This is a genomic window from Pseudomonas pichavaramensis (genome assembly GCF_050473265.1).
GTDB lineage: Bacteria > Pseudomonadota > Gammaproteobacteria > Pseudomonadales > Pseudomonadaceae > Aquipseudomonas.
Window position 1 is genome coordinate 1 of record NZ_JBJKFJ010000043.1, and the last position, 204, is coordinate 204.

The 204-nt window shown below is 59.3% G+C and carries 1 protein-coding gene; it reads left to right on the forward strand.

Translation table 11 applies throughout. The features are described 5' to 3' along the window. Positions 1-204 (forward strand): GTP-binding protein (locus ACJRW5_RS24940; protein ID WP_484573144.1); only part of this gene is annotated, 204 nt, incomplete at both ends.

Genomic DNA, 204 nt, shown 5'->3' on the forward strand with positions numbered 1-204 from the left:
CCGTGAGCACATCCTGCTGTCCCGTCAGGTTGGCGTACCGTACATCGTTGTCTTCCTGAACAAGGCTGACATGGTTGACGACGCTGAGCTGCTGGAGCTGGTCGAGATGGAAGTTCGCGATCTGCTGAGCACCTACGACTTCCCGGGCGACGACACTCCGATCATCATCGGTTCCGCTCTGATGGCCCTGAACGGCGAAGACGG